Source organism: Bacillus sp. sid0103, assembly GCF_019219025.1.
Genome location: NZ_JAHUWN010000003.1, coordinates 114,572 through 140,444, shown reverse-complemented (window position 1 = coordinate 140,444; position 25,873 = coordinate 114,572). Strand labels below are relative to the sequence as shown.

The following is a 25,873-nucleotide window of genomic DNA, read 5'->3' as shown; positions in this document are numbered from 1 at the left end:
TTAGAAAATTTTAATTATTATACAATAATAGTTAATTCCTCCATGTCTACTCCAGACGGACAAAACCTTAAAAGTGTCTTTTTGTGGTGCCTGACACCAACAAAAGTATATATAAGTGGATATGATTTCGGATTTGGGTTAAGGTTAAGGAATATATTAATGATTTGAGGCTGGGAGTTTTATGAAATTTTTGTTGAAAACACAGGTTCTTTCTATTATTTTTGCTTTTTTATGGATTGTATATCTCAATATTTTGGCTGTTTTGGATCAGCCTGGCCCAATTCTCCAATATCTAAATTGGTTTGTGTACGGATTTGCTTTGTTGTTGGCAATCATTTATACACTATTGACTAAATACATAGTAGGTCACATGTGGCGGGCGATTCCAATGGTTATTGTACCGTATCTCGTCATTTACCAACCGATTTTTGAAAGAATTCTATTAAGTCTAGTCAATAAAAACTACGGAATGAGTATCAATTTTTTGTCTTTATCAACAGCATCTACTCATTTAATGGCGATGTTAATTGGCCTGGTCTTTGGAGTTATTTTTTCAAATCGATCTATCAGGAATCTACAGGACCGGTAACCATATAAAACCTAATAGGCATGTAAAAGGGAGAACTTTTTGTTCTCCCTTTTTTATTAATAGATTGGGGATTTAGAGAATACTACCTTTTAACATAATGGTAAGGTAACAGCGTCGTTGGAGCGAACCTGAAATACTCGCCAGATAAAGTCTAAAGGAGTAGAAAAACGTGAATTATTACCCATATGAAGAAGAATCACTTCTATTTTCAAAGAAATCGGCCCGAAATGTTTTCATTGTTTTAGTAGTATTGTTTTTATCTATCTATTTCGGATCAGAGCAGCTCGGCTATTTTGATATGGCACTATACGGGTATCTATGGGCAACGATTCTATGTTTTGTATTGCTGACCATTCGGATCACCTCATGGACACTTCGCCCGCCGACACAGTGGATTTACCAACGCCGCCTTTTCCGGAAATAACAGAAATAATCTTTCCAGTTAACATGTCATCACCTCGATGCGTCCTGACAATTTTTCTTGGAACTGTTTAGGTACTCAAGCCAAGGTCCCCAGTTTTTGATGATATAGGCTGGTTCTCCATTTGCTAAATATCCTAAAAAACTATTCGAGTCATCAATTACGGCAGGATTTCCGTCTTGGATTTGCATGATTAACTTATGAATCAGCATATAATCCGCCAACAACAGCTCACTTGAATACTGTAACGTCAATTCATTGTCATTGATGAAGATATCACTAATGACAGAATCAGTATGGGCAATAATCAATTGGTAATGAGAATCGTGCTTTTTTTTGATAAAAGGTAAGTGAAGCAGGGATGCGTCCACTTGTTTTGAAAATGTCAACGTTGTCGATAACAGGATTTATTCCTCCTTTTCTAAATTCCATTACCTTTTAGTATCGACATCTTGGCATCGATATCAAACATACTATATAGATATAAATGGCTAACACAGAAAATAAAAGTGGTTTTCGTGGAATGGTGAACCATGTATACTTTTACTAAGAGCATCGAAAGAAAGAGGGATACGACGATGGAAGGAAAGTGGCTGATTGCCGATCGTGATTTAAACGAACGTGAGGGATTAAAATGGTTATTGAAAACATCCTCCATCCCAGTTACAAAAATATTGCTAGCTTCAACTTATCAGGAATTTGTTGTTTGGTTTGAACAGGAGAAACCAGATGTTGTCTTACTAGAGCTTGATATGATTTCCAAGGAAGATTGGTCAAACTTTCGTGATCTGATGCAAATCTATGATCCGATTTTACTATTAACGTCCGCTGAAGGAACCTTCGAAAAAGCACGCCTTGCCATCGATATGCAAGCGTTAGATTTAATGATTAAGCCTTTTTCTGCAACCAAAGTGAAAACAGCCTTCCAAAAAGCTTTACGAAAACAGAAAGCCAAAAGCCAGGCAATAGGTACTCGTCACTCTCCTGTCTACAAAGATATTTCCTATGAGGCATTGTTGATCTCACAAACTGTGGCAGCAGAAAATTACCATCTAGCTGCTTTTCAAACAGAGAGTAGCCGCGTCATCAGGACTTTGCATTCTTTCTTAGCAGAATATCCGTTTAAAGATGCCCACGGCATTTTCGCATTGGATGATATGGTCGTGGTTTTATTTAAAGAAACGGGTCAGCAACTCACGGAACAGTGTCAAAAAGCCTTGAGAAAGTGGGAGGAGGAATTTTCCGAGCCGCTTGCAGTCGTGGTGCATAAAGGACATTCATCATCGATTACACTGAATCAAAAATACCTCCAAACCAGGAAAATGCTGGAGTTGACCTATTATAAAGGGTACCGTCAAGTCGTTGAATTTAGGTACTCGCCTGATTGGGTACATATGGATCCTTTCTTAGCTCCCCCTGAACAACGAACCTGGGTTGACATGCTGACAAACGTTGATTTAGAAAAAATAAAGATGTGGCTGTATGATGAATTTTTGCAAATGAACGATCCTTATCCTGACCCAGGGTTGGTCAGAATCAGACTGACGAGTATCCTCGCACAGGTAAGAAGATATATGAAGACTTATTACTTAGATGAAAATGAAACCTATGAACAGGAATACCGCTATATTTTCAATTCGATTTTGTATGATAAAGTCTTATACCGAACTGTTCAAAATCTGATTTTATATATTCAAAAACTATTTATCGGCGCACAAAACAGTGTGAGAATTTCCAAACAGGATCCAATTGAACGAGGGCTCGCTTATATCGAAGCTAATTTTTCCAATCGTCATCTCAGGCTTGAGGATGTGGCGTATTATGTGGACCGAAATTCATCTTATTTCAGCCATTTGCTGATGTCGAAAACAGGCTCTAGCTTTACGGAATTACTTACATCGATAAGAATGAAGGAAGCGAAACGGTTACTTATTGAAACCAATAAGCCAATTAAAGAAATTTCAACTGAGATTGGCTATCAAAATTCTAATTATTTTAGCCGAATGTTTAAGGAAGTAACAGGGGTTACACCTAGAAAATATCGAATGACGAAAGTGGATATGAAAGGCTCAGTCTAAACACTGAGCTTTTTTTGTAGTCTAAAAAAATTAGCTTTTTTCTAAAAAAATTACTATTAATTCCTCGGACAACCTAAATATTCTTTTTTAATACCTATTCATTTTATATCTTTTCTAATGTTCCATTCGTATTTTTCAGAAGATTTTCTTTTTATAATAAAAATAGATTAACAATGAAAAGGGAGTGGAATGGATGGAAACGAACACGGCGAAATCAAGAGTGGTAAAAAATTATAAAGGAACACAATTACATGCGAAAGGCTGGATTCAAGAGGCTGCCTTGCGTATGTTGATGAATAACCTGGATCAAGAAGTGGCCGAAAGACCAGAGGATCTAGTCGTTTACGGCGGGATTGGCAAGGCCGCTCGGAACTGGGAGTCGTATGATGCAATTGTGAAAACATTGCTAGAATTGGAGAATGATGAAACCTTATTGATTCAATCTGGTAAACCTGTGGCTGTTTGGAAATCGCATAAGGATGCTCCGCGCGTGCTTCTAGCCAACTCCAATCTAGTTCCAGCTTGGGCAAATTGGGAGCATTTCCATGAGTTAGATAAAAAGGGCTTAATGATGTACGGGCAAATGACTGCTGGCAGCTGGATCTATATCGGCAGCCAAGGAATTGTGCAAGGAACCTATGAAACGTTTGCTGAACTTGCTCGCCAAGCTTACGGCGGTACATTAAAACACACGATTACACTGACTGCCGGCCTTGGCGGAATGGGTGGCGCCCAGCCATTGGCAGTAACGATGAACGATGGGGTCTGCTTGGCGATCGATGTGGATGAGACAAGAATTGACCGTCGAATCGAAACGGCTTATCTTGATGTGAAAACTAAGGATTTAGATGAAGCATTGAAATTAGCGCAGGAGGCAAAAATCGAAGGCAAGGCCTTATCCATTGGATTACTAGGCAATGCTGCAGAAATCTTGCCATTGATGATTGAAAAAGGCTTTAATCCAGATGTATTAACAGACCAAACGTCAGCCCATGATCCATTAAATGGATATGTACCAATTGGGTTTTCCTTAGAAGAAGCTGCGGCACTGAGGAAAGCAGACCCAGCAAAATATGTGAACCTTTCAAAGCAAAGCATGGCGTTGCATGTGAAGGCGATGCTTCAAATGCAAGATAAAGGTGCGGTGACCTTTGATTACGGTAATAACATTCGCCAGGTTGCAAAGGATGAGGGTGTGGAAAATGCATTTGATTTCCCTGGATTCGTTCCAGCGTACATTCGGCCATTATTCTGCGAAGGAAAAGGTCCATTCCGCTGGGCGGCACTTTCTGGTGATCCGGAAGATATTCGGAAAATCGATGAAGCCTTGCTTCGAGAATTCAAGGATGATGAGCATCTCTGCAAATGGGTGAAAATGGCGCAGGAAAAAATCAGCTTCCAAGGACTTCCAGCCCGGATTTGCTGGCTAGGATACGGTGACCGTGCACGTTTTGGTAAGATTATCAATGATATGGTCGCCTCTGGAGAAGTTTCCGCACCAATCGTCATTGGCCGGGACCATTTAGATGCCGGCTCTGTTGCTTCACCAAACCGTGAAACTGAAGCGATGAGAGATGGAAGCGATGCTGTTTCTGACTGGCCGATTTTAAATGCGATGATTAATGCTGTAGGCGGTGCGAGCTGGGTTTCATTACACCATGGCGGCGGCGTTGGCATGGGGTATTCTCAGCATTCCGGAATGGTTATTGTTGCGGATGGGACGAAGGATGCAGAAGTACGATTAGAACGTGTTTTAACAACGGACCCTGGCATGGGTGTAGTCCGTCATGCCGATGCAGGATATGAGATTGCGATTAAAACAGCAAAAGAAAAAGGCATCAAAATGCCAATGCTGCAACAAGACTAAGACTGAGAGGATGGTAGAGTGATGAGTGCACCAATTTTTATCCGAAATGCTTCTCAGCTCGTGACGTTACAGGGGAGTTCTGTTGCTCCCCTTGTAAAGGGCGCGATGTCTGAGCTTGGAATTATTGAGAATGGTAGTGTTTGGATTGAGGAAGGATTGATTCAAGCGGTAGGAACCGATGAAGAACTTGCCCGAAAATATGCCGAGCGTTTGAGTGAAGCTGAGGTAGTGGACGCGAGTGGGAAGCTGGTTACACCAGGACTTGTTGATCCGCATACCCATCTTGTTTTTGCAGGAAGCAGAGAAAATGAGTTTAATATGCGCCTGCAAGGTGCTACCTATATGGAAATCATGAATAGCGGCGGCGGTATCTATGCAACGACTAGACGGACACAGTCTGCGACACATGAAGAGCTTTTTCAAGAAAGCTATGAGCGATTAAATCAATTCTTGCGTCATGGAGTTACAACCGTGGAAGCGAAAAGCGGCTATGGGATGGAATGGGAAACCGAACTAAAGCAGCTTGAGGTAGCAAAACAGCTCAACGAGAAGCATGTCATCGATGTGGTATCAACATTTATGGGTGCTCACGCTGTCCCAAATGAGTACAAACAAAATCCAGATGAGTTTGTTCGCTTGTTGATTGATGAAATGATTCCAAAGGTGGCAGAGCTTGATCTGGCCGAATTCAATGACGTCTTTTGTGAACATGGTGTGTTTACACCGGAGCAATCGAAGATGATTCTTGAAGCAGGTCGACGCTATGGCTTGATTCCAAAGATCCATGCAGATGAAATAGAGCCTTATGAAGGAGCGGAGCTGGCTGCCGAGGTGGGCGCCATTTCGGCGGATCATTTATTAAAGGCATCTGAAAAGGGTATGAAAGCTATGGCTGAAAAAGGGGTAGTCGGTGTGTTACTACCAGGAACGGCTTACTTTTTAATGGCGGAATCGGCAAATGGCCGTAAAATGGTCGATTTAGGTGTACCGGTAGCCCTGTCGACAGATTGTAATCCTGGCTCATCACCAACCGTATCGCTGCCATTCATTATGAATCTAGGCTGTCTAAAAATGGGGATGACCCCTGCAGAGGTCATTACGGCAACGACGATAAATGCTGCACATGCGATTAATCGCGGACGTGAAATCGGCAGCTTAGAGGTTGGCAAAAAAGGGGACGTCACGATTTTTAATATTGGGAATTATATGAAACTGCAATACTCGTATGGAGTGAATCATACTGAAACTGTTGTGAAAAATGGCAGGGTGGTTGTCAGGGGAGGTCAGGTAGTTGAAGAGTTTTCTCTATCCTAATCTGAATCCTCCTAATTTTACATGGGTAAGACCAGATGATGGGGCAGAAGTTGTGAAGGTGCATGAGTGGATTCAGCCGCTGACAGCTGGCTCTGACCCTGAAAAAAGCAAGGACGCCGATTTTGTCATTGTTGGTGTTCCACTGTCTCGCTCATCGATTAGCGCTTCAGGTGCCTCTGAATTTCCTGAGGCATTCCGACGCGCTTGGAAGGGTTTCACTACCTATAACCTAGACGAGGATATCGATTTGTTGGACATGACAGCGCTGGATGCAGGTGATGTACCCATGCATGTTACCGATATCCGCCGCTGCCATGACAATATCATTGCTGCGTCTGCTGCTCTCCATCAGCATTTTCGTACTTCCAAAGTTTGTGCAATTGGCGGAGATCATTCGATAACAGCGATGATGGTCAAAGGTTTGAAGCAAGCAAAACCAGAGGGGAAAATTGGGATTCTCCAGTTTGATACCCACTTTGATTTACGAGATATGTCCGATAATGGCCCGTCTAATGGGACACCGATGCGAAATCTGATTGAAAGCGGTGTGGTCGAAGGCAGCAATATGTACAACATTGGCTTGCATGGATTCTTTAACACAAAAGACTTAAAGAAGTATGCCGATGAACAAGGGGTCAATTATTTCACGCTGCGGGAAACCAGGAAAAAGGGGATTGAAGAGACGGTTGCAGCATGTTTAGAAGAGTTGGAAGCAAAGGTTGATACCATTTATTTAACAGTCGATATGGATGTGCTTGATGTCGCCTATGCCCCAGGAGTACCAGCCTCGACACCGGGTGGCATGACAACAGAGGAACTGCTCGAAGGAGTCCTGGTTGCCGGACGTCATCCAAAGGTCAAAGCCATGGACATCGTCTGCCTTGATCCACTAAAAGATACTCAAGTACAGCCAACAGTCAAACTCGGCACGCACGTTTTTTTAACCTTTTTAACTGGGGTAATGCTGAGATAAATAATGAATGATAGTTTCGTTAGTTGGGAAAAAGTCCCATCAACAATAATACTAGATTGGTGTCAGGCACCACAAAAAGACACTTTTGAGCCAATGTCCTCCCCGGGTGGACATTGGCTTTTTTTGGTTTAAATCCTCAATTTTAGTTAAATGGATATGAGACTCGCAAATAGAGCACTTGTCCATTCCAAGAATATTGTTATCTCATATACTATTGTAATTCGTTCTTTACGAAGAATATTTGCAGTAATGAAGAGGTAGATCAATCCATCACCTGTGGAACAAATGGTGAATAATCTAAATAGATTCCCTTTGTTACTGCTAATGGAAGGAGGGGATTAACATGGCTGCCATTCAAAAGAGTGTGGACTCTTCAAGTCTAGCTGAAGTAATTGACCGTATTTTGGATAAAGGTGTGGTTATTGACCTATGGGCTCGTGTTTCGTTAGTTGGTATTGAACTGCTTACAATCGATGCGCGTATTGTCATTGCCAGTGTAGATACATGGTTAAGATATGCAGAAGCGGTAGGGCTCCTTAAACATGATAAACATCATCTTGGAGACGAATCTGGATTAGAAGCTGCGTTATAAATAGTTTGTAAAGGAAGAGCCAAGGCAGTTCTAAGCCTTGGCTCCTCTGCTGAAAAAATAATCAATGAGCAGGAGGAAACATGTTGAATCAGTCAAACAAGGAAGATGAAACAGGTGGATTTGTGAAAACTGCATTTTTTGAAGACATCATCACAAGAACAATTCAATATATGCAAGCAGGATACTCTGTCCATTTTGTTGGACCATCTGGTGTTGGAAAAACTAGCCTAGCACTATATATTGCCACACAATTTAACAGGCCTGTGACGATTATTCGCGGTCATCATGAATTGTCGAACAAAGATTTGTTAGGTCAATACCATGGGATAAGCAAGAAGGAAATTATTGATAATTATATCCATACTGTTTACAAAAGTGAACAACAAATAAGACCGTTATGGGTAAATGGTCAGCTCACTGAGGCAGTCAAGAATGGACATGTAGTTATTTATGATGAGTTTTCACGTTCCCGCCCAGATGCGAATAATATATTTTTATCATTGTTAGAGGAAAAGGTTCTCCCTGTCTATGGGAAAGGGAAAGAAACTTTCATCAAATGCCATCCTGACTTTTCAATGATTTTTACAAGCAATCCTGATGAATATGCTGGAACTTTTCATACCCAGGATGCACTTATGGATCGATTGATTACGATTAGTTTAGATTGCTGTGATACCAAAACAGAAATCGAAATTCTACATTTGAAGGCAGGCATAAACAAACAGGAAGCTCAGGAAATAGTGAGGTTAGTTTCAAATTTAAGAGCATTTGGTAAGGGGTTTTGCCCGAGTCTACGAGCATCATTAATGATTGCAACCGTTGCAAAAAAGGGGAACATCCCGATTACTTACGATAATAAAAAATATCAAGCGCTATGTTTGGATGTATTAACAAGACCGGTCAAACAAATTTCTCCAGAACTAAGTCGCAGCGCTGTCCAGGAGCTAATTTTGCAGGAAATGCGGAGAAAGGAAGAGTAGTAATGCCAAAAAAAAGTGGAGTATATGTTTTTTGTGCCATCCGGGAAAAAGAAACTAGGAAATTCGACAAGGTCAACATAAATGGGCAGGAAAATGAAGTGTATACGATTCACTATCAAAATGTTGCCATGGTGGTATCAAAGGTAAAGGGAGAGGTTTTGCCAGAGCGCAGTAACTTATTTGCCCATCAGCAAACTATTTCAAGAATCATGAAGGAATATAGTGTAATCCCGATGAGCTTTGGAAATGTCTTTCATTCCGAGCAGGATGTTCAGCTCATAACGAAACACATGCATGATGAATTTGAAAAATTGTTTTCTCATTTAGAAAACAAAATCGAGGTAGGATTGAAAGTTGTTGTAAAACAAGACTGGATCGACCAGGAAATGCTAAATGATCCCGTTTTAAGTGAGTGGAAAACGGGGAAAAAAGATATTTCCAATCCCGCATCATTCTATGATCAAATCCAATTAGGGGAGATGGCGCAAAATTTTGTTCTACAGCTAGAGAGGGAAGTGGAGAAGGAAATATATAACCCTTTACTGGAGCTGGCCGAAGCAGGTAAGCAAAATAACACGATACCAGGAAAGATTCTCTTAAATGCTGCCTTTTTAATAGATCGTGAGAAGGAAGATGCATTTGACCAACGTGTTAATGATTTATATGAATTATGGAAGGAAAAAGTGGAATTTAAATATTCTGGTCCATGGCCAGCCTATAACTTTGTAAATATTCGATTAAGGATAGAAGGGAAAATATGATTTTTAAATTGTTTACATTGCCTATCCGTTCGTTACTAAAACTCGGGGAAAAAATCCAAGAAGAGGTGGACCAAGAGCTCTATGATATTCCGTATTTGCAACAACAGCTTGTAGAATTGCATATGATGTTCGAAATGGAGGAATTGGACGAAATTACCTATCTTGAACGGGAACAGGAATTGATTAGGAGATATAAAATAGCCAAAGAACGTGAACAAAATGAGTTTTTGGACGAATAGACTTATAGTTTTTTAAGGAGGAGGTACCATGTCACACACAAAGGTTGGACCTGATTTCCTATACTTGTATGGGGTTATTCTCGCAGAGGAATTAGAAAAGTCAGATATACCCTCAATATTGGGCATTGATCAAAAGATTGTCACCACGAAAATTAATAATCAATTAGCAGCTGTCATCACCCCGGTAAATGCCCAGTATTTTTCCCAAGAACAAATCGACCAGCAGTTAAAAGATGCAGAATGGCTAAAGGAAAAAGCATTTCATCATCATGAAATTATCTCGATTATTCACCAGCATTTTACTGTCCTCCCGATGTCTTTTTGTACTATTTTTCAAAATGAAAGTAATTTAGAAAATTTACTTGACGTTCAATACGATGTGATTTTTCAAAAACTACTTAGCCTTAAAAGTCAACAAGAGTGGAATTTGAAGGTATTTTGTAATAATGAAAAAGCCTTGTCCTTTATTCTACAACATAATGAAGCAGTATTAGATTTGAGAGAGAAATTAGCATTGATGCCAAAAGGAAAACAATTTTTAATGAAAAAAAAGCTAGAACATTTGATTACTTCTGAATTAGAGGTGGAACAATCCAATTGGTGGAGTAAAATCCAACAACATGTAACGTCTGTTGTCTCTGAAATAAATCTTCGAAGAAATTGGGGAAGAGAAGTAACCGAACGAAAAGAGGAGATGATTGTCAATTGTGATTTCTTAATTGAACAATCCAAGTCGGAAGAGTTTATGAGTAGAGTAATAGAATTGGAAAAATTATTTGAACCATTGGGTTGTACCTTTCAGGTAACTGGACCATGGCCTCCTTATCATTTTTCGAAAATGGCAAAGGAGATTTTGTAATGGAAAGGCACCATCTCTTTGAAAATAAAGAAATGACATTATTGGATCTGCTCGATGGAATCATTGATACGGGCGTAGTGGTAACAGGAGAAATATTAATCTCGGTTGCCAATATTGATTTAATTGTTGTAGATCTAAAGCTTTTGATTTCATCAATCGAAAGTGCCTTTGGAACGTACGAGCGGAAGATTGGTGGGGGGTCAATAGTAAATGGAACGATTACCACTGGACTCAAGTAAAGTAGAGCAAGGATTAGCGAAATTAGTGCTAACCATTATAGAACTGCTGCGCCAGCTCATGGAGCGGCAGGCAATGCGGAGAGTTGAAAGCGATTCTCTTACCGATGAACAATTAGAAGAATTAGGGTTAACTTTAATGAGGCTTGAAGAAAAAATGGAAGAATTAAAAATCATTTTTGGTTTAGAAACGGAAGACCTTAATATAGAACTTGGCCCATTGGGGAAACTTCTTTAAACCGGCTGATAGGAGAGAGATTATGCACATCCAACACCCGTCACAATCATCATCGAATTTGCTTGAGGTATTAGAAAAAATACTTGATAAAGGAGTGGTTATTGCAGGGGATATTAAAATATCGTTAGCAGACGTCGACTTGTTAACCATTAAAATCAGGCTGCTAATAGCTTCTGTAGACAAGGCCAGAGAAATAGGAATGGACTGGTGGGAAAAGGACCCATACTATTCTTCTAAAGGCAGATTAGCTGAAAAAGAGCATGACCTGTTACTCGAAAGAATCAATAGAATTGAACAGCTTGTTGAAACAAAGGCACTCCCTCTAGAAGAAAGAGCATTACTTGAACCAATTAATGAAAATATTTTACTACAGCCGGATGAAAAAAAAGCACTGCCTATGCTGGACGAGGAAATAGAAATAACAAAAGTGGAAAAAACTGATTCAAAAAAAAATGGGAAGAAAAACGACTCACAAAATAAGAAAAAGGACTCACAAAATAAGAAAAACGAAAAGAAAAAGTGTCGAAGCAAACAAAAGGAATAAAAAAAATTTAAATGTTATTTAATTTTAGGAAAGTGGAGGGGACACTTTCTTTTTTATTGTCATTTTCCTTGTGTATGAAGTAATCAAAAAAGAAAGTATGGTAAGTTTATTTGAGTTATCTTAAAACTTGAATAAAGTATTTGACAGTGTACGCTTAATTAAAAAAACCCTGATATTCTCAAGGTTCTTATTGTTTAGTAATGGGATAAGCGAAAAAATTTAAATGTATTCAATTATAATATGACTATTTTTTATTGTTTTTCAATATTTTTTTGAGTAATTTATTAAGTTCACTATTTTGTTCTTTCACGTCTTTTAGTTCTTTTTTAAATTCTAAAATATCATTCGTGATATTCTCAAGTTTTTGAGACAAAGATGCTAACTCAGCATTTTCTTGTCTTAATCCAGAAATATCATTCGTGATATTCTCAAGTTTTTGAGACAAAGATGCCAGCTCAGCATTTTCTTTTCTTAATCCTGAAATATCATTTGTGATATTCTCAAGTTTTTGAGACAAAGATGCCAGCTCAGCATTTTCTTGTCTTAATCCAGAAATATCATTCGTGATATTCTCAAGTTTTTGAGACAAAGATGCCAGCTCAGCATTTTCTTGTCTTAATCCAGAAATATCATTAGCGATATTCTCCATTTTTTCAGATAAAGAAGTCAGTTCTACATTTCTTTGTTTTTTCGAAACTTTAGATACTGGGAGTGTAGCGTTAATATTTTTTTCACTAAGTTCTGTAACTGAATTCAATAACGACTCATTTTTCATAAGAGTTGATGCCAGTTGCATCATAGAATTCAAATCAAGTGAATTTTCATTTTTTATTAGATGGTTGACAGGGTCCTTGTCTACATTGTTACCCGTATTCTGTACGCTATTATCATTAGTGACTTTCTCCAGTTTTTCAGTAATTTTTGTATCAGGAAGCTTAGAGTTTTGCTTTTTTTTACTAAGTTCCGTAACGGAATTCATGAGTGAATCGTTTTTTAGAAGAGTTGTTGCCATTTGCATTAATGACCCCAAATCAAGCGAATTTTGATTTTTTAGGAAATTGCTGGCAAGATTCTGGAGAGAGTCCTGGTCTACATTGATACCCGTATTCTTTACACTATTTTCTTTCATGTTTTCATCCATGATTTAACCACCTTTTTAGTTTTAAATAATAATAAATTCAGAAATTTCCTAATATCCTATGTTTATTTACAGATAATGTAGTGTGTTAATATCATCATGAAAAGAAATATTTCCTTATTAGTTTTTAGAAAAAAACAAAACAAATATTATTCGCATTAAAGGAAAAACCCTAGAAGATTATTAGTTCAATAATCTTCTAGAGTTCGTGACTTACCCATCAGGGATTTTTTAATTGTTAATCGTCAGTTAGAAATCGATTAACAATTTTCGGCAGCTTCACAAATTAAATCTGCAATTGCATCTTTAGTAGCATCAGGCAATTGAAGTAAATTAGCAAGAAGTAAGGCAACAGCATTTAAAATAATGATAAGCACTGCTCCTAAGCATGTTAACAAACTCGGTTCCATAGTCATTTATTTTCCCCCCTTTTTGTTACAAAGTCTATAAGAGGCCTCTTACAATAAACATAATATGTAAGAATAATGGACAAGCATAAACTTATATCTCGAAAATAAAAAAAGGGCCGCCTAATTTTACGAAAGGCGGAATTAGGAAGATTAATTTTTAAAAAGAAATTGTCACTTCCACTTAAATTAGTAGGTAAGAATAACTTTTTGGGATTTACAAATTAATTTGTCATTTGAAACAAAATGTAGTGTTAATATTGTTCAGGAAGAAAAACATACCATTACGAATAGTAAAGACCCTCCTAGGCATAGCTAAGAAGGTCGTTAATAAAATGTTATTGAAATTAATTACCCATGATCTGGATAGGGATGCCTTCTTGAGGTGAATAGTCTTCCAGAAATCGCCGACTTGCAACAAGAAATAGATTTTGTTTCGTTTTTTTCTCAGAATTTGTAGCAAACCCCTTTACGTAAGGAAAGATTTCTGAAATCCTCGCGAACAGCGTATGCAAGAATTTATCATTATTTATCTTCCCAATATAATTTATGATTAGAATTCCTTGGTCGGACAGCTTTTCGTTTGTAAGAGTAAAAAACTCTTTTGTTGTTAGGTGAGATGGGATTTCACTGCCGCTGTACGCATCCAAAAAAATGATATCCTGAGATTGTGCTTCTTGATTTTTTAAGAGCGCTTGTCCATCACCGACTAATACGTTCTTTCCCGTATGTCCAAAGTACATCTTTGATACCTCTACGACTAGCGGATCAATCTCCGCTGTTAACATATGTTTATGGGAATAATAAGAGCTGACGGTACCAATCCCGTGACCAATAATAAATCCTTTTTTAAAATCAGATGTATAGTGATCTATTAGATCCACTGTGATTCGACTGTATGAAGCGACCAGTGATTGCGGATGCTCCATATTTATTATCCCTTGGATACCATCTAAAGAAAATTGAAGCGCTCGAAATTTTCCTCGTTTTCCTTCGTATTGACTCCGCTCTGTAACGTAAATATTTTGATAAGAGCTTGAAGTCTTGTATACTAACGTTGACCCGAAAAGAAAAAAAAGTCCTTCTAAACCATTATTTCTATTTAACGGATTCATATTTACACCTCCATAGCTTGTTTACTACAGAGTATTCATTTGCACTGATACTCGAGTGAATAATCAGCATAGGAATCCAATTTTTTGTGAGGAAATGAAATGGGGAAATTGGAATATTCCCTGATAGAAAAGAATAAAAAGTCGAAAAAGGGAAATATATATTTCCCTAATTCTGCAATTTGTTAAAACCTTTAAAAGCTTAATAAATTAGACATTGTGACCTATATTTATGGAAATCTTCTTAAATTATTGCTTGGGAAAGCGCATGAACAGACAATTATCGAGTTTTATTGTCGGAAAATTGAAAATTTAATTAAAATAAAGTAGATTATTAATTAAACTAGTCTAAATGAAGGTAGTGAACGATTTGGTAAAAATGATTGATGCCCATATACATCTCGATCATTATAAGGATGATGAAATTTTTCAGTTAATGGAAACTATTCCACAAATTGATAGGCTGATATCCGTTTCTTTTAATTTAGAATCGTGTAAAAGAAACCTTGAGTTAACGAGAAAATATCAAAAGGTGAGACCAGCGTTTGGTTACCATCCTGAGCAGTCACTTCCAACAGATAATCAGTTGAATGAGTTAATGGATTGGATGAATAAACACAGACACGATATGGTTGCCATAGGAGAAGTAGGGCTTCCTTATTATTTAAGGAGAAAGCTTAAAGTGTCCAGTAGTCAGTATGAACAATACCTAGAACTATTAGAGATTTTCATTCAAAAGACAGTAACATGGGAGAAGCCAATTGTCCTCCATGCAGTTCATGAGGACGCGCCAAATGTTTGTGATCTTTTAGAAAATTACTCCGTCAAAAATGCCCATTTTCATTGGTTTAAAGGAGATGAGAAAACAATGACAAGAATGAAAGAAAATGGCTATTATATATCGGTTACACCGGATGTTGTCTATGATGAAGAGATACAACATTTAGTTCAAAGATATCCGCTAGAACAAATGATGATTGAAACAGATGGTCCATGGCCATTTGAAGGTCCATTTTTGGAAACTATGACACATCCAAATATGATGCTTGAATCCATTAAGTCAATTTCAAATATAAAAAAATTGTCAGAAGAAGAAATTTCGGAAAGATTATGGAAGAACACAAGATTATTCTATCAATTATAAACGGATTATTATGAGTTGGACTTAGAATGGAGTATGATTATGAAAATTGTTGTCCTTTCAGACACACATTTGCCCAAAAGAGCGAAGGGCTTGCCTCCTAGATTAATTGAAGAATTAGTCCATGCTGATCTAATCATACATGCCGGTGATTTGCAAACAATTGATGTATATATTGAACTAAAATCCTATGCGAATGTTGTGGGTGTATTTGGTAATGTAGATGGAGATGAAATCAAGGACTTATTTCCGGAAAACCGAGTTATTGAGGTTTGCGGGTTTAAAATTGGGATAACACATGGTCATGGCAAAGGGAAAACAACCGAAAAAAGAGCCATTCTTGCCTTTGAAGGCGAGAAACTGGATTGCCTCATTTTTGGCCATTCCCATATTCCAATTAAAAAGAGCGAAAATGGGATTTTGCTTTTCAACCCTGGATCGCCTACCGATAAAAGAAGACAGAAGAAATTTTCATTTGGAGTAATGAATATAGGTGATTCCTTGGTAGCAGAGCATATTTTTTTCGATTAACATCTGCAAAAGAAAAATAAATTATCATAAATAAAAGGGGAAAACAAACAATGAGCAAACAAGTAATCGTCTATACCACCAAAGACTGTATCGAGTGCACAATGGTCAAAAAAGTCCTTAGTGAAGAAGGAATTGCGTTTGAGACTAGAGATTTGTCCGTCAATCCAGAATACCAAAAGGAAGTAAAGAAATACGGCTTTCTTGGAGTTCCTGTTACAGTCGTTGAAAATCGGGCAGTCAAAGGCTTTACCAATGAGCTGAAAGAGCTAATGGAACTGGCAAAAAGTTAAGAAACCTTGATTGTAACCAGCAATCCACCAAATAACGAGGTGATTACGTTGAAAATAAGAAAAGCTATGTTAACAGATGTGGCAGGTATTGCCAGTGTGCATGTTGATAGTTGGAGAACCACATACGCAAACATTGTCCCAAATGAATATATCAATGATTTAACCTATGAAAAACGGGCAGGTCTTTGGGAACAAATCATTCCAAATGGTCAGGTGTTTGTAGCCGAAGATGATAATGGGCATATCGTTGGTTTTGCTAACGGCGGTCCAGAAAGAACAGGGGAATATCCTAAATATGCAGGTGAAATGTATGCAATTTATATTTTACAAGACTTTCAGAAACAAGGTTTAGGAGAACAACTCATAAAAGCGGTCGTCGCTGATTTATTAAACCAAAATATTCATTCCATGCTTGTATGGGTCTTTCAGGATAATACTTCCCGCTATTTCTACGAAAAGATGGGTGGAAAAGTTGTCGATCGGGAAACGGTTGATTTTGTTGGTACAAACTTAATTGAGTTGGCCTATGGCTGGGAAGATATTAACCTGTTAAAATAGAAAAATGGCTTGGAGGGAAATCCTCCAAGCCATATTCTTGTCCAAGATTAAGCGCTAATCGATTTTTCAGTTTTTGCAGTTTCAAGCTCATCGGCAGGATGGAATTCGTTTTCCATCTTGGAAACAACCACTGTTGCCACACCATTTCCGATTAAGTTCGTAATCGCGCGGGCTTCAGACATAAAACGATCGACACCTAGTAATAAGGCGATCCCTTCGACCGGAATGACTGGGAAGGCCGACAGAGTAGCAGCAAGGGTAATAAAACCTGAACCAGTAACACCAGCGGCACCCTTTGATGTCAACATTAAAATTCCTAACAAGGTGATTTGATGCCAAATTGTAATATCTACATTGTAAGCCTGTGCAATAAAGAGTGCAGCCATCGAAAGATAAATCGCGGTTCCATCCAAGTTAAACGAATACCCAGTTGGGACAACAAGACCAACCACCGACTTGGAACAACCGTATTTTTCAAGTCTTTCCATCATTCTTGGCAGAGCAGACTCAGAGGAGGATGTCCCTAATACCAAGAGAATTTCTTCCTTGATATAAGCAATGAATTTTAAAATATTAAATCCATAAAGCTTTGCGATTCCCCCTAGGACAAATATGATGAAAAGAAACATCGTTGCATAGACGCTTCCCATTAATTTTCCAAGAGATACTAACGAACCAAGACCAAAATTACCAATCGTATAGGCCATTGCACCGGATGCCGCAATCGGTGAAAATTTCATCACGATATTAACAATCTTAAAAAATATCTCTGTAAATTGCTCAAACAAGGCAACGACCGGTTTTCCTTTTTGGCCCAAGGAAGCAAGAGCAATCCCGAAAAGAACAGCAAAGAATAAGATTGGGAGCAGATCACCCTTCGCCATGGCTCCAACAAAATTATCTGGAATAATTCCTAAAATAAATTCCACAAACCCATGACTGGTTTCTTTTGCCTGCTCAGTAAATTGTGAAATATCTCCGCCTTTTACGGATTGTGTATTAAACCCAGATCCTGGTTTTATGATATTAACTAGCAGTAAACCGATCGCTAAAGCAAACGTCGTAACAATTTCAAAATACAGGAGCGCTTTCCCTCCGATACGTCCAACCTTCTTTAAATCCCCCATGTTTCCAATTCCAATGACAATCGTAAAAAATACAATTGGAGCAATCACCATTTTAATTAACTTGATAAAGATATCGGCCAAAACTTTTAATTCTGTACCGAATTTCGGAAAAAGAAATCCGATGATAATCCCAAGTACGATCCCTAGTAATACTTGGACGGTCAGATTTTTAAAATTAATTTTCATTGCCACATGCACCCCTTTGTTTAGTAAAATTGTTAACGCTTTCAACCCACCCAAGCACATGATAAATGAAAATTCAGACAATAGTAAGCTTTTGGTCATATTGGTCTTATTGTTCCTTTTGTTATAAAAAATACCCTAAACAAGCATTTTAAAATTATTTTACTATTTTAATAAAATAGGCCATTATAATATTATAAAAGGCATTACTCTAAGGGGGAGCAGGGGATGTTTCCGTTAAAAGTATTATTGATTGAAGATGATCCAATGGTCCGGGAGGTTCACCGCCAATTTATTGATAGGATAGAAGGGTTTTCGATTATCGGTGTTGCTGCAAACGGGATGGAGGGACTGCGATTAGTCAATGAACTCCGGCCCAACCTTGCCATTATCGACATTTACATGCCATATATGGGTGGATTGGAGATGCTAAGAGAACTTCGTTCAGAGGCCATTTCCGTTGATGTGATTGCGATAACAGCTGCCAGCGATATTGAAACCATCCATGGGGTGCTTCAAACAGGTGCTTTTGATTATATCATGAAGCCATTTACCTTCGATCGAATAAAAAAATCACTAGATAACTATAAAAACTATCGTCTGAAATTAGCAGAAAAGAAAGCCCTAGTACAAGAGGAACTTGATCAACTCTTATTTATTAGTAACAAGGAAGAATCTGAAAGTGACAGCCTGCCAAAGGGATTAAATATGAATACCTTAACTAAAATTACGGAATTTTTAGCGCAGGAAAAAGAACCAGTTTCTGCGGAAGAAGTAGCAGAAGGCATTGGGATGGCACGTGTAACGGCACGGAGGTATCTTGATTATTTAGAAAAAGAAGGCAAAGTAAAGATCCATATCCATTACGGCGGTGTCGGGAGACCAGTTAACCGGTATGGAATTTGAAAAAATACGATGGCATGTGAGTAGGGGGGAGCATGTTGGGCCGGAAAATCAGGATGGGAAAACCAAAACTAAAGCTCCGTTTACAAACGACGATGACCCTGCTGGTCTGTATTGTGGTTGTAATGGCACTGTTCGTAACTGAGATTTTAATTACCAATAGAATCTCACACGAAACAAGGAAAGTCCAAGAAGAGAAAGCCACGAATATTGCAAGAATTGTTGCCCAATCCTCCATTGTGATAAAGGGATTGCAGAATAAAAAAGCAGAGAAAGACATCCAAGCCTTTGCCAATGATCTCAAACAGTCCACCCATGTTGAATTTATCGTCGTCATGGACATGAATGGACTTAGAAAATCACATCCTAATCGTCATCTCTTGGGTCTGCATTTTGTCGGTGGTGATGAAGGTCCTGTGTTAAAAGGAAAAGAGCATATTTCGACTGCAAAAGGGACATTAGGATTATCTTTACGCTCGTTTGTCCCTGTATTTGATGAAAAGAATAAACAAATCGGGGCCGTTGCGGTTGGAATTTCGTTAGAAAAAGTAAATCAAGCCATTGCACAAAGCAGAAAAATCATTCTGATTGGAGTCGGTGTAGGTATTTTAGTCGGAGTGATAGGAGCGCTGTTTTTAGCAAGAAAAATCAAAGCCATTTTATTTGGCCTTGAGCCAAGTGAGGTTGCAAAATTGTTAGAAGAACGAAGTGCAATGCTGCAATCAACCAAGGAAGGGATATTGGCAGTTGACCAGGATGGGATAACCACACTCGTTAATAATGAAGGGGTTCGGCTTTTTCAAATTGCAGGGGTTGACGGTCCTTTTTTAGGTAAAAAAATAGATGATTACATGCCGAATTCAAGGCTTTCGACAGTTCTGGTAACGGGGGAGGCCCTGCTAGACCAAGAACAAGAAATCAATCATATCACCGTTTTAACCAATCGTGTCCCTGTAATCGTGAAAGGAAAGATTGTTGGAGCAATTGCCACTTTCCGAGAAAAAACCGAAATCAAGGAATTAGCTGAACAATTAACCGGAGTCAAGTTATATGCAGAGGCACTAAGAACCCAGTCACATGAATTTATGAATAAACTACATGTTATTTCAGGTTTAATCCATATGAAGGATTATCAAATGGTCTCGTCATACATTACCAAAATTGTAAATCATCAACAATCAGAAGTGGAATTTGTGGTCAGTCGTTTTAAAGATCCTGTGTTAGCAGGATTTATTTTAGGAAAGCTTAGCTTTGCAAGGGAAAACGGTTGTGAATTGATCATTACTGGGGAAGGATTTTTACCAGAACCTCTCCACCAGGAAACCACGCATGAAGTGGTCACGATCCTTGGGAATTTAATCGATAATGCACTAGATGCTGTCGCGGACTGTCCACTTAAAAAAGTAACGTTAAGGTTCGACTATTATGATGAAACCCTCGTGTTAGAGGTCCATGATACAGGACCTGGTATTGATGAAGAGGAGCGAAATAGCTTATGTGTAAAAGGATATTCCACTAAGGGTGAAAATCGAGGAATCGGTTTATTTTTGGTGAAGCGAAGCTTGGAAAAACTAGCTGGACAGGTAGAAATATATTCTCAAAAAGGAAAAGGGGCAACTTTTATTGTAACGTTCCCTTATAAAAGTAAACAGGAATAATATTATGTTAACTTTAAGATGGTTAATAATAATAGATTTACAATAATGATATTATGTCAACTTAAGTCTCAATTAAAACTAATTTCTTTACATTCTAGTTTCATAGGGCTATGATGTACTTAATTTAATAATGAATTGTATCTACTAGGGGTGCCCTGTAAACAGGCTGAGAGAAAATGGATAAATTTTCAACCCTTCGGACCTGATCTGGGTAATACCAGCGTAGGAAAGTAGCCAAGTGAATCTATAAATTTTTCTCTTACTAACTAACCAGGTCCGTTTTTGGATCTGGTTTTTTTATTTTTTTTAAAAGAAATGGAGAGATTGAAATGGAAAAAATCAATTTGTTTGGAACGTTGGAAAAAGTAAGGAAGGTAAACCCGCTTGTACATAATATCACCAATGTTGTGGTCACGAATTTTACCGCTAATGGGCTTCTCGCTTTAGGTGCCTCCCCGGTTATGGCGTATGCAGCGGAGGAAGTAGCAGAAATGGCCAAGATTGCGAGTTCACTAGTATTGAATATTGGAACCTTAAATCCACAAACGGTAGATTCAATGATCATTGCCGGAAACGCTGCCAATGACTCCGGTGTACCAGTTATCTTTGATCCGGTTGGTGCGGGGGCTACCGCTTACCGAACCGAAACGGCACAAAGAATCATGAGTGAAGTAAAGGTTTCAGCGATTCGGGGAAATGCAGCAGAAATTGCCAATGTACTCGGTGAAAAGTGGGAAATTAAAGGCGTCGATGCAGGGGTGACAGTTAACGGGGATATTGTTACCCTTGCGATAAAAGCAGCACAAACATGGAAATGCGTCGTCATCATTACTGGAAAAGAGGATGTTGTTTCGAATGGCGAGACTACCTATCTTGTTTACAATGGTCACCCTATCATGACAAAGGTGACTGGGATGGGTTGTCTGCTTACATCGGTGATTGGGGCATTTGCAGGAGTGGAAGAAGATTTGATTCTCGCTTCGGTGGCTGCTTTAACATACTATGAGATCGCGGCGGAAAAGGCAGCGGGGCAAACAGCTGAAAAGGGGCCAGGTAGTTTCCAAATTGAATTTTTAAACCAATTAACTTTGGTTTCTTCCGAAGATATACAATTACACGCTTCTTTTAAAAAGGTGAATCGATAAGAGGGGGTATTTTTCATGAAAAAAGCATTAACGATCGCAGGTTCTGATAGCGGCGGCGGTGCTGGAATTCAGGCTGACTTAAAGACGTTTCAGGAATTAGATGTGTTTGGGATGACGGCGTTAACCGCTGTAACAGCTCAAAATACATTAGGTGTTCACGCAGTTTACCCCATGTCAGCAGAGGCCGTTGTCAAACAGATTGAAGCAATTGGCAAAGATATGGGTGCGGATGCGGTAAAAACAGGAATGCTGTTCAATGCGGAAATCATCGAGGCGGTCGCAGAGCAACTCAAGATTTATGGGTGGGAGAATGTTGTCGTCGACCCTGTCATGATTGCAAAAGGCGGCGCTTCCTTGTTACAGCTGGAAGCCATTTCTGCCATGAAAGAATTCTTATTGCCGCGTTCCAAGATGATTACGCCGAATATTCCAGAAGCGGAAGTACTTACAGGGATGTTAATTCAGACCAATGAAGATAAAAAAGAAGCTGCCAAAAGACTCCATGAGTTGGGAGTAAAGAATGTAGTGATCAAAGGCGGTCACGACGAAAACGAGTCCGTGTCGACTGATTTATTGTTTGATGGGAAGGAATTCTACACCTTTACAAGTCCACGAATCCAGACAAAGAACACACATGGAACTGGTTGTACGTTTTCGGCGGTACTAACCGCCGAACTGGCCAAAGGGTTTTCAGTTTATGACGCCGTTTTGAAAGCGAAGGATTTTATACAGGCGGCGATTGAGGATCAATTAGAAATTGGTCAAGGACATGGTCCAACCAACCATTGGGCGTATGGGAAAAGGAATTTAACAAAGGAGATGGCAAGGTCATGATCGATGTCCGTGCGGCTTTACGAGTTTATTTTATTATGGGCAGCACCAACTGTTTGAAAGAACCTGCTGAAGTATTAGATGAGGCGATCTCAGGTGGAATTACGCTTTTTCAATTCCGTGAAAAAGGGGAAGGTGCATTAACAGGATCTAAAAAATATGCACTGGCTAAAGAACTGCAAACCATCTGCCGAAAACATCAAGTCCCCTTTATTGTGAATGATGATATTGAGTTGGCTGTGGCGATTGATGCAGATGGTGTTCATATCGGCCAAGATGATGAAACGGTAAAAGCGGTGCGGGAGAAAATCGGCACCACCAAAATTCTTGGGGTCTCGGTTCATTCCACGGAAGAAGCGATGGCAGCGGTACAAGCTGGAGCGGATTATTTTGGGATTGGACCTGTTTTTCCGACAAAAACAAAGGCGGACGCCAAGCCATCTCGAGGAACTACCCTGATTGAAAAACTTCGAAAAGATGGCTGTGAAACCCCGATTGTCGGTATCGGCGGAATCACAATTGAAAATGCACGTTCAGTTATGAACGCAGGGGCAGATGGGGTTTCCTTGATTACAGCCATAAGCCAGGCTGATTCACCGTTGGAAGCGGCAAGGGCATTAAGACAGAATGTGATTTATCAGGGATTGGTGGAATCATGAAGAAAACGCACAAACTGACGTTAACAGCAATGATGATCGCGATTGGGACCATTTCTAGCAATCTATTCTATATTCCGATTGGATTTACAAAGGTCTTTCCGATTCAGCATTTTATGAATGTCTTATCCGCTGTTTTATTAGGACCTTATTATGCTGTAGCCCAGGCCTTCGGTGTTTCCCTGCTTAGAAACCTAATGGGAACAGGATCGCTTTTTGCGTTTCCTGGCAGTATGGTCGGAGCATTGCTCGCCTCGCTATTTTTCTGGAAAACTCGAAAATTATATCTTGCTTTTATCGGAGAAGTAGTCGGAACGGGAATTTTAGGTGCGCTCCTGTCGTATCCTATCGCTACACTATTACTTGGTCAAAAAGCAACTGTGTTTGGATTTATACCATTATTTATATTTAGCTCGTTTGCAGGAGCCCTGCTTGGATATATTATTTTGTCTGTTTTTTTAAGGAAAAAAGTGTTGATTTTGAGTAAAAATGAGACAACGATCCGGAATTAATCATGAATAGTAAGGGAGTGACCAAATGAAAGAGGATCTGCATGGTATCATTTCACGAGAAGTAGAAGCGAGAAAAGCGGAACTAATTGAATTGTTAACTGCGCTTATTGCGTTCCCAACAGTTAGTCCTCCAGCACGGAATACAAATGAGATTCAGGATTTTATCAAAGGATATTTAGAAGACCTGGGATTTAAGACCGATAAATGGGATGTCTATCCGAATGATCCTAATGTCGTTGGTGTTTTACCAGGAGAATTTCCTACACACTTTAATAGTTTAATTGTAAATGGTCATGTGGATGTGGCAGAAGTGGGCGATCATTCAGAGTGGACTGAGTCTCCATTTACAACATATTGTAATAATGGTTTTATTTATGGACGCGGAGTCGCTGATATGAAGGGCGGAATCGCAGCATCCCTTATCGCGATTAAAATATTAAAAGAACTTGGTATCTCGCTTCAAGGCGATCTCCAATTTCAGTCGGTTATTGGAGAAGAAGTGGGGGAGGCGGGAACACTTGCATGCATGGAGAGAGGGTATACTGCTGACTATGCTGTTGTGGTTGATACCAGTGATTTACATATTCAAGGACAAGGCGGTGTCATTACTGGATGGATTACGATTCAAAGCAAGGAGACCTATCATGATGGAATCCGGAGGAAAATGATCCATGCGGGTGGTGGTGTTCAAGGGGCCAGCGCAATCGAGAAAATGATGAAAATTATTTCTGGGCTTCAAGAATTAGAACGTCATTGGGCTGTATCGAAAAGCTATGAAGGATTTCCTCCTGGCACCAATACGATTAATCCTGCTGTCATAGAGGGAGGGCGGCATGCAGCATTCGTGGCTGATCGCTGTGCACTATGGATTACCGTTCATTTTTATCCAAATGAAGACTATGAAGAGGTCATCAAAGAAATCGAACAGTATATTGGGGCCGTTGCTGCAGCAGATCCATGGCTTCGTGAGAATCCGCCGCAGTTTGTTTGGGGCGGAAAATCGATGATTGTCGACAGAGGAGAAATTTTTCCTTCATTAGAAATGGATGCTAACCATCCTGGAACGAAGGTTTTATCCAACTCCTTTGAAAAATTGTTAACGTACCAGCCAACTGTTGGGATGTCCACCACTGTTACAGATGCAGGGTGGCTTGGACGTGCAGGAATTCCTACCGTCATTTTTGGACCAGGGAAATTGGAAGATGCCCATGCCGTAAATGAGAAGGTGGAGGTTAGTCAATTATTGGACTTTACCAAAGTTTTAGCTGTATTTATCGCTGAGTGGTGCAACACGAGGAAGGAGCAGTAAAGAAATGAGATTTACCCAAAGACTTTTTGAAAAAGTAAGTGATATTTGGGAGAAAACCCATCAACATCCATTTGTTGTCGGGATGGGCACTGGGGACCTGCCTGTCGAATCATTTATCCGTTATATGAAACAGGATTATGTGTATTTAATTGACTATTCGAAGCTGTTTGCGATCGGGGCTGTTAAAGCCAATGATTTGGAGACGATGGCTGCATTTGCGAAGCTTTTGCACGAGACCTTACACGGGGAAATGGATCTGCACCGACAATACGCTAAGCGGTTTGACATTACCGATGAACAACTAGAAGAGACAGTACCAACGCCGATTAATTTGGCCTATACACGGTACATGCTAAATGTGGCTCAGAATGGTTCACTTGCGGAATTAATCTCCGCACTCTTGCCGTGTATGTGGAGCTATTGGGAGATTAGCAAAATGCTAGCAGATACCTATCCTGGTGCTAGTGAACATCTACTCTATGGTGAGTGGGTGAAAATGTACTCGTCTAGTGAATTTGGTTCCTTAACAACCTGGCTGATTGATTTACTAGATAAATTGGCAGATGGCAAACCGGAGCGGGAGTTAGCGATTTTAGAAGAACATTTCCTGACAACATCTCGGTTTGAATATATGTTTTGGGATATGGTTTACCAGGGAGGCGAGTGGCCTGTCTAACTCGC

General features: G+C 39.3%; 30 protein-coding genes, 1 pseudogene and 1 riboswitch. Of the genes and pseudogenes, 26 read left to right on the top strand and 5 right to left on the bottom strand.

The window, feature by feature from the left end:
- The first annotated feature begins 181 nt into the window (after nucleotides 1–181).
- Together KW850_RS04730 and KW850_RS04725 are read left to right on the top strand one after the other, a co-directional pair.
- Nucleotides 182–589 carry a hypothetical protein gene (locus KW850_RS04730; protein ID WP_218346414.1) on the top strand — a complete coding sequence of 136 codons (408 nt, stop codon included), beginning with the start codon at nucleotides 182–184 and terminating at the stop codon, nucleotides 587–589.
- Nucleotides 590–758: 169 nt separating this feature from the next.
- Nucleotides 759–1,013, top strand: a complete 255-nt coding sequence (locus KW850_RS04725; protein ID WP_218346413.1) for a hypothetical protein — start codon at nucleotides 759–761, stop codon at nucleotides 1,011–1,013.
- Nucleotides 1,014–1,042: 29 nt separating this feature from the next.
- On the opposite strand, the gene KW850_RS04720 is transcribed toward KW850_RS04725, so the two are convergent.
- Nucleotides 1,043–1,399 (bottom strand): hypothetical protein, encoded by a 357-nt coding sequence (locus KW850_RS04720; RefSeq protein ID WP_218346412.1) that lies wholly within the window; start codon nucleotides 1,397–1,399, stop codon nucleotides 1,043–1,045.
- Nucleotides 1,400–1,588: 189 nt separating this feature from the next.
- On the opposite strand from KW850_RS04720, the gene KW850_RS04715 reads away from it, so the two are divergent.
- From KW850_RS04715 to KW850_RS04660, 12 genes and pseudogenes are all read left to right on the top strand, one after another.
- Nucleotides 1,589–3,088 (top strand): helix-turn-helix domain-containing protein, encoded by a 1,500-nt coding sequence (locus tag KW850_RS04715; RefSeq protein WP_218346411.1) that lies wholly within the window; start codon nucleotides 1,589–1,591, stop codon nucleotides 3,086–3,088.
- A gap of 193 nt (nucleotides 3,089–3,281) precedes the next feature.
- Nucleotides 3,282–4,955: a urocanate hydratase gene (gene hutU / locus KW850_RS04710; protein WP_218346410.1), complete on the top strand. Its 1,674-nt coding sequence runs from the start codon at nucleotides 3,282–3,284 to the stop codon at nucleotides 4,953–4,955.
- A gap of 21 nt (nucleotides 4,956–4,976) precedes the next feature.
- Nucleotides 4,977–6,269: an imidazolonepropionase gene (gene hutI / locus KW850_RS04705; protein ID WP_218346409.1), complete on the top strand. Its 1,293-nt coding sequence runs from the start codon at nucleotides 4,977–4,979 to the stop codon at nucleotides 6,267–6,269.
- The gene (locus KW850_RS04700) at nucleotides 6,247–7,242 is read left to right on the top strand and encodes an agmatinase family protein (RefSeq protein ID WP_218346408.1); all 996 of its coding nucleotides are present in this window, start codon (nucleotides 6,247–6,249) and stop codon (nucleotides 7,240–7,242) included. Before hutI ends, KW850_RS04700 begins: the two co-directional genes overlap by 23 nt.
- A 343-nt stretch (nucleotides 7,243–7,585) precedes the next feature.
- On the top strand, nucleotides 7,586–7,834 hold the full coding sequence (gene gvpJ, locus KW850_RS04695) for a gas vesicle protein GvpJ (RefSeq protein WP_218346407.1): 249 nt from the start codon (nucleotides 7,586–7,588) through the stop codon (nucleotides 7,832–7,834).
- An 83-nt stretch (nucleotides 7,835–7,917) separates the two neighbouring features.
- Nucleotides 7,918–8,814 (top strand): gas vesicle protein GvpN, encoded by an 897-nt coding sequence (gvpN, locus tag KW850_RS04690; RefSeq protein WP_218346406.1) that lies wholly within the window; start codon nucleotides 7,918–7,920, stop codon nucleotides 8,812–8,814.
- Between the two features lie 2 nt (nucleotides 8,815–8,816).
- Nucleotides 8,817–9,575 (top strand): GvpL/GvpF family gas vesicle protein, encoded by a 759-nt coding sequence (locus KW850_RS04685; protein ID WP_218346405.1) that lies wholly within the window; start codon nucleotides 8,817–8,819, stop codon nucleotides 9,573–9,575.
- Complete coding sequence (locus KW850_RS04680; RefSeq protein ID WP_168243304.1) at nucleotides 9,572–9,814, top strand: gas vesicle protein GvpG; 243 nt, start codon at nucleotides 9,572–9,574, stop codon at nucleotides 9,812–9,814. The genes KW850_RS04685 and KW850_RS04680 overlap by 4 nt, the downstream gene beginning before the upstream one ends.
- 28 nt (nucleotides 9,815–9,842) lie before the next feature.
- Complete coding sequence (locus tag KW850_RS04675; RefSeq protein WP_218346404.1) at nucleotides 9,843–10,673, top strand: GvpL/GvpF family gas vesicle protein; 831 nt, start codon at nucleotides 9,843–9,845, stop codon at nucleotides 10,671–10,673.
- On the top strand, nucleotides 10,673–10,912 hold the full coding sequence (locus KW850_RS04670; RefSeq protein ID WP_218346403.1) for a gas vesicle protein: 240 nt from the start codon (nucleotides 10,673–10,675) through the stop codon (nucleotides 10,910–10,912). The genes KW850_RS04675 and KW850_RS04670 overlap by 1 nt, the downstream gene beginning before the upstream one ends.
- Nucleotides 10,884–11,147: a gas vesicle protein K gene (locus KW850_RS04665; protein ID WP_168243307.1), complete on the top strand. Its 264-nt coding sequence runs from the start codon at nucleotides 10,884–10,886 to the stop codon at nucleotides 11,145–11,147. Before KW850_RS04670 ends, KW850_RS04665 begins: the two co-directional genes overlap by 29 nt.
- A gap of 22 nt (nucleotides 11,148–11,169) precedes the next feature.
- Nucleotides 11,170–11,460: pseudogene (locus KW850_RS04660) on the top strand (gas vesicle protein); the annotation flags it as partial.
- A gap of 475 nt (nucleotides 11,461–11,935) precedes the next feature.
- On the opposite strand, the gene KW850_RS04655 reads toward KW850_RS04660, so the two are convergent.
- The 3 genes from KW850_RS04655 to KW850_RS04645 form a co-directional block, all read right to left on the bottom strand.
- Complete coding sequence (locus tag KW850_RS04655) at nucleotides 11,936–12,832, bottom strand: hypothetical protein (RefSeq protein WP_218346402.1); 897 nt, start codon at nucleotides 12,830–12,832, stop codon at nucleotides 11,936–11,938.
- A 257-nt stretch (nucleotides 12,833–13,089) separates the two neighbouring features.
- Nucleotides 13,090–13,245, bottom strand: coding sequence for a hypothetical protein (locus tag KW850_RS04650; RefSeq protein ID WP_218346401.1), 156 nt, complete (start codon nucleotides 13,243–13,245; stop codon nucleotides 13,090–13,092).
- Nucleotides 13,246–13,583: 338 nt separating this feature from the next.
- Nucleotides 13,584–14,351 carry a spermidine synthase gene (locus tag KW850_RS04645; RefSeq protein ID WP_218346400.1) on the bottom strand — a complete coding sequence of 256 codons (768 nt, stop codon included), beginning with the start codon at nucleotides 14,349–14,351 and terminating at the stop codon, nucleotides 13,584–13,586.
- Between the two features lie 376 nt (nucleotides 14,352–14,727).
- Here KW850_RS04645 and KW850_RS04640 point away from each other — a divergent pair, with 376 nt between their 5' ends.
- The 4 genes from KW850_RS04640 to KW850_RS04625 are packed head-to-tail and all read left to right on the top strand — an operon-like array spanning nucleotide 14,728 to nucleotide 16,868.
- A complete protein-coding gene (locus tag KW850_RS04640) occupies nucleotides 14,728–15,492 on the top strand; it encodes a TatD family hydrolase (RefSeq protein WP_308128757.1) in 765 nt (254 codons plus the stop codon).
- Between the two features lie 39 nt (nucleotides 15,493–15,531).
- Nucleotides 15,532–16,020, top strand: a complete 489-nt coding sequence (locus tag KW850_RS04635) for a metallophosphoesterase family protein (RefSeq protein WP_218346398.1) — start codon at nucleotides 15,532–15,534, stop codon at nucleotides 16,018–16,020.
- Between the two features lie 50 nt (nucleotides 16,021–16,070).
- On the top strand, nucleotides 16,071–16,310 hold the full coding sequence (locus tag KW850_RS04630; protein ID WP_218346397.1) for a glutaredoxin family protein: 240 nt from the start codon (nucleotides 16,071–16,073) through the stop codon (nucleotides 16,308–16,310).
- A 48-nt stretch (nucleotides 16,311–16,358) separates the two neighbouring features.
- Entirely contained in the window at nucleotides 16,359–16,868 is a 510-nt protein-coding gene (locus KW850_RS04625; RefSeq protein ID WP_256358080.1) for a GNAT family N-acetyltransferase, read from the top strand.
- Between the two features lie 47 nt (nucleotides 16,869–16,915).
- Here the strand turns inward: KW850_RS04625 and KW850_RS04620 are convergent, their stop codons facing one another.
- Nucleotides 16,916–18,181 carry a dicarboxylate/amino acid:cation symporter gene (locus KW850_RS04620; protein WP_218346396.1) on the bottom strand — a complete coding sequence of 422 codons (1,266 nt, stop codon included), beginning with the start codon at nucleotides 18,179–18,181 and terminating at the stop codon, nucleotides 16,916–16,918.
- A 225-nt stretch (nucleotides 18,182–18,406) separates the two neighbouring features.
- Between KW850_RS04620 and KW850_RS04615 the strand changes: the two genes are divergently transcribed.
- The 8 genes from KW850_RS04615 to tenA all read left to right on the top strand — a co-directional run bounded on the left by KW850_RS04615 (nucleotide 18,407) and on the right by tenA (nucleotide 25,868).
- The gene (locus tag KW850_RS04615; protein ID WP_218346395.1) at nucleotides 18,407–19,084 is read left to right on the top strand and encodes a response regulator; all 678 of its coding nucleotides are present in this window, start codon (nucleotides 18,407–18,409) and stop codon (nucleotides 19,082–19,084) included.
- A 53-nt stretch (nucleotides 19,085–19,137) separates the two neighbouring features.
- Entirely contained in the window at nucleotides 19,138–20,739 is a 1,602-nt protein-coding gene (gene dcuS, locus KW850_RS04610) for a DcuS/MalK family sensor histidine kinase (protein WP_218346606.1), read from the top strand.
- Nucleotides 20,740–20,875: 136 nt separating this feature from the next.
- Nucleotides 20,876–20,985, top strand: a riboswitch (TPP riboswitch).
- Between the two features lie 83 nt (nucleotides 20,986–21,068).
- Nucleotides 21,069–21,884 carry a hydroxyethylthiazole kinase gene (gene thiM / locus KW850_RS04605; RefSeq protein ID WP_218346394.1) on the top strand — a complete coding sequence of 272 codons (816 nt, stop codon included), beginning with the start codon at nucleotides 21,069–21,071 and terminating at the stop codon, nucleotides 21,882–21,884.
- Nucleotides 21,885–21,899: 15 nt separating this feature from the next.
- Complete coding sequence (gene thiD / locus KW850_RS04600) at nucleotides 21,900–22,718, top strand: bifunctional hydroxymethylpyrimidine kinase/phosphomethylpyrimidine kinase (protein WP_218346393.1); 819 nt, start codon at nucleotides 21,900–21,902, stop codon at nucleotides 22,716–22,718.
- Nucleotides 22,715–23,374 carry a thiamine phosphate synthase gene (gene thiE, locus KW850_RS04595; protein ID WP_218346392.1) on the top strand — a complete coding sequence of 220 codons (660 nt, stop codon included), beginning with the start codon at nucleotides 22,715–22,717 and terminating at the stop codon, nucleotides 23,372–23,374. The genes thiD and thiE overlap by 4 nt, the downstream gene beginning before the upstream one ends.
- Nucleotides 23,371–23,883: an energy coupling factor transporter S component ThiW gene (gene thiW / locus KW850_RS04590; protein WP_218346391.1), complete on the top strand. Its 513-nt coding sequence runs from the start codon at nucleotides 23,371–23,373 to the stop codon at nucleotides 23,881–23,883. The genes thiE and thiW overlap by 4 nt, the downstream gene beginning before the upstream one ends.
- A gap of 25 nt (nucleotides 23,884–23,908) precedes the next feature.
- A complete protein-coding gene (locus KW850_RS04585) occupies nucleotides 23,909–25,192 on the top strand; it encodes an acetylornithine deacetylase (protein ID WP_218346390.1) in 1,284 nt (427 codons plus the stop codon).
- A gap of 4 nt (nucleotides 25,193–25,196) precedes the next feature.
- The gene (tenA, locus tag KW850_RS04580; RefSeq protein ID WP_218346389.1) at nucleotides 25,197–25,868 is read left to right on the top strand and encodes a thiaminase II; all 672 of its coding nucleotides are present in this window, start codon (nucleotides 25,197–25,199) and stop codon (nucleotides 25,866–25,868) included.
- Nucleotides 25,869–25,873: the final 5 nt, after the last annotated feature.

Coding starts and splice junctions, on each gene's coding strand:
- thiW (WP_218346391.1), top strand. CDS start 23,371: ATGAAGAAAACGCACAAACTGACGTTAACAGCAATGATGATCGCGATT.
- KW850_RS04655 (WP_218346402.1), bottom strand. CDS start 12,832: ATGGATGAAAACATGAAAGAAAATAGTGTAAAGAATACGGGTATCAAT.
- KW850_RS04665 (WP_168243307.1), top strand. CDS start 10,884: ATGGAACGATTACCACTGGACTCAAGTAAAGTAGAGCAAGGATTAGCG.
- thiE (WP_218346392.1), top strand. CDS start 22,715: ATGATCGATGTCCGTGCGGCTTTACGAGTTTATTTTATTATGGGCAGC.
- hutI (WP_218346409.1), top strand. CDS start 4,977: ATGAGTGCACCAATTTTTATCCGAAATGCTTCTCAGCTCGTGACGTTA.
- KW850_RS04715 (WP_218346411.1), top strand. CDS start 1,589: ATGGAAGGAAAGTGGCTGATTGCCGATCGTGATTTAAACGAACGTGAG.
- KW850_RS04645 (WP_218346400.1), bottom strand. CDS start 14,351: ATGAATCCGTTAAATAGAAATAATGGTTTAGAAGGACTTTTTTTTCTT.
- tenA (WP_218346389.1), top strand. CDS start 25,197: ATGAGATTTACCCAAAGACTTTTTGAAAAAGTAAGTGATATTTGGGAG.
- gvpJ (WP_218346407.1), top strand. CDS start 7,586: ATGGCTGCCATTCAAAAGAGTGTGGACTCTTCAAGTCTAGCTGAAGTA.
- KW850_RS04670 (WP_218346403.1), top strand. CDS start 10,673: ATGGAAAGGCACCATCTCTTTGAAAATAAAGAAATGACATTATTGGAT.
- KW850_RS04630 (WP_218346397.1), top strand. CDS start 16,071: ATGAGCAAACAAGTAATCGTCTATACCACCAAAGACTGTATCGAGTGC.
- thiM (WP_218346394.1), top strand. CDS start 21,069: ATGGAAAAAATCAATTTGTTTGGAACGTTGGAAAAAGTAAGGAAGGTA.
- KW850_RS04650 (WP_218346401.1), bottom strand. CDS start 13,245: ATGACTATGGAACCGAGTTTGTTAACATGCTTAGGAGCAGTGCTTATC.
- KW850_RS04680 (WP_168243304.1), top strand. CDS start 9,572: ATGATTTTTAAATTGTTTACATTGCCTATCCGTTCGTTACTAAAACTC.
- KW850_RS04635 (WP_218346398.1), top strand. CDS start 15,532: ATGAAAATTGTTGTCCTTTCAGACACACATTTGCCCAAAAGAGCGAAG.
- dcuS (WP_218346606.1), top strand. CDS start 19,138: ATGGGAAAACCAAAACTAAAGCTCCGTTTACAAACGACGATGACCCTG.
- KW850_RS04675 (WP_218346404.1), top strand. CDS start 9,843: ATGTCACACACAAAGGTTGGACCTGATTTCCTATACTTGTATGGGGTT.
- KW850_RS04620 (WP_218346396.1), bottom strand. CDS start 18,181: ATGAAAATTAATTTTAAAAATCTGACCGTCCAAGTATTACTAGGGATC.
- thiD (WP_218346393.1), top strand. CDS start 21,900: ATGAAAAAAGCATTAACGATCGCAGGTTCTGATAGCGGCGGCGGTGCT.
- KW850_RS04615 (WP_218346395.1), top strand. CDS start 18,407: ATGTTTCCGTTAAAAGTATTATTGATTGAAGATGATCCAATGGTCCGG.
- KW850_RS04730 (WP_218346414.1), top strand. CDS start 182: ATGAAATTTTTGTTGAAAACACAGGTTCTTTCTATTATTTTTGCTTTT.
- KW850_RS04685 (WP_218346405.1), top strand. CDS start 8,817: ATGCCAAAAAAAAGTGGAGTATATGTTTTTTGTGCCATCCGGGAAAAA.
- KW850_RS04585 (WP_218346390.1), top strand. CDS start 23,909: ATGAAAGAGGATCTGCATGGTATCATTTCACGAGAAGTAGAAGCGAGA.
- hutU (WP_218346410.1), top strand. CDS start 3,282: ATGGAAACGAACACGGCGAAATCAAGAGTGGTAAAAAATTATAAAGGA.
- KW850_RS04640 (WP_308128757.1), top strand. CDS start 14,728: ATGATTGATGCCCATATACATCTCGATCATTATAAGGATGATGAAATT.